Origin of the sequence: Parendozoicomonas verongulae, from assembly GCF_009711465.1 — a bacterium.
In the GTDB taxonomy this organism is placed as follows: domain Bacteria; phylum Pseudomonadota; class Gammaproteobacteria; order Pseudomonadales; family Endozoicomonadaceae; genus Sansalvadorimonas; species Sansalvadorimonas verongulae.
The window spans coordinates 103130-104943 of sequence record NZ_SMME01000873.1 but is presented as its reverse complement, the minus strand read 5'-3'; the positions used below and the strand labels follow the sequence as shown (position 1 = coordinate 104943).

General features: G+C 46.7%; 2 protein-coding genes. Both read right to left on the bottom strand.

The genetic code is table 11. The annotated features are described in order from the left end of the window. Positions 1–730: hypothetical protein (locus E1189_RS24055; protein ID WP_196221566.1), on the bottom strand; the 730-nt coding region annotated here is incomplete at its 3' end. A 287-nt stretch (positions 731–1017) separates the two neighbouring features. Then, on the bottom strand, positions 1018–1814 hold a 797-nt coding region (locus tag E1189_RS21780), incomplete at its 5' end, for a hypothetical protein (protein WP_196221565.1).

The following is a 1814-nucleotide window of genomic DNA, read 5'->3' as shown; positions in this document are numbered from 1 at the left end:
TTGTTGTGACACTGGCTATATCCGGTTCGGGGATATTGACGTGACGTGCCAGAGCCACGAACGTTTCAGTCGGGGCAAGTCGTATAAGCTGAGACCTTTCCGCTGTGTCCAGTGTGTAGTCTTCCCCTTCGGCTCCTGCGGTTTCAAGACCCTTGACTGTGTGGATAGTCACTCTGGACCGCTTATGGTCGTCTATCAGATGCATGATGACTATCAGGTCATTCGCAGGGCGTGTTTCGAGATCTTTTGTGCTGTTAAACGTATAACCCTGATGATCCAGCATAATTTCCGGGTGTTTTGAGAGAATGTAATTCCAGTGTGTATTCTTGCAGCTAAACGCCATGATGATTTCATGCTCAGGGGCAGTGAGCCTGGCAGAGCCACCATTAAGGGATAGAGATGAAAGTGCGTTTTCCCTTGCTGGTAAGGTGACTCCCAGTTTCCCAGGCTGCCATTCAGTAATAACCATATCCTGTAAGGCTGGCGTTATATCCTCATAGGACGGAGGTGGTAATGAATTGCCTGAAGAGTAGGTTATGGAGAGTGATGTACTACTGCTTTCCTGGTCTCTGGGCCTTAATATTGTGACATGAAGGGTACCCCGTGTTGGTGGGTCAGAAGGGCTTAATTCAATAAATTCCTGAGGCTTTTTACCAACAGAAACAATAGAAATACGTGTTTCCTCCCCGTTCTTCTCTTTTTTCTGGGTTAGCCCATTAAAGCCACTCATCTTCAGTTCTGTTGAGTCAAACTCGTACACAACGTTTGTGGCGATATTGAGTTTTGTCTGCCCTGAATATGACTGAAGTGAGATACAACATAAAGATAAGGCTAATAATGCGATTTTGAGTACAGCATAAAGTTTGGTGCTTCTAAGACTATTCTGCATTTCAGTATGGCTCCGTAATCTGCATATGTGCTAAGAAAGCAGGAGCCGAAGCATAGAGTATAATTTTCAGGCCTGAGTGATCTTTTGTTTTGAGGCTAGTGAGCCTTCCATGGCTGCTCAGAGATGAGTTATGGCTGTTTTGCTCCATAATGGAATTTCACTGGTTTCAGGTGCTCCAGTGGGGTGCCAAAATTTATAGGGGCTATATCACGAACGTGAGTTGTGAAGTGAGTCATGTGAGAGTGCCGAAAATGGTGGGGACGAGGACACACGAGTTGAAGCTGATCGTGGGCTTGGCAGTTTTCACTGTCCAAGTTATCATGGTCCTTTATTGCGGCTATTATTCTCCTGCCTCCATGCAGTGCTTTTCGGAAGTTCTCTCTCTTCATGACCTCAAAGTAACGCATAGCTGTTTCCCTCAAGTCTTTGTCTCCTGGACTCAGTTCCCCGTTGATCGCTCTGTCATAGACAGCTTTGCCCAGAGAGCGTAAGCCTATGGAGAGATCAGGTGAGTTAAGCAGATGAATGAGCATCCCCATGTTCACAGGAGTGTATCCGCTTATATCTAAGTACGGCTCTTCTGCACCAACCAAGGCTTTTTCTCTTATAGTATAAAGGGCATTGTAAAGGCTACTACCAGAGACATCGCCGCTGGCGTTACTGAGGCTTCTGGGGGCAGGGTGTTCATAATGGTTGTAGAGCTTGATCAATGACGTGGCGATTTTATCTTTCAGGTGTCTACGGGAGTCAGAAGCAGAAGATATGTAGGGGAGAAACAGGCGCATTACTAACTCGTCATCATCAGGAATTTCCATGGTGGGCGGGCTGATCGAAGATGTGGATTTGCTTGCTGAAGCTGGAGCTGTTCGCATTTGCCCGGAGAGGAGCCCGAGATCAGGATTGTCCAGTTCAGCGTCGATAATGG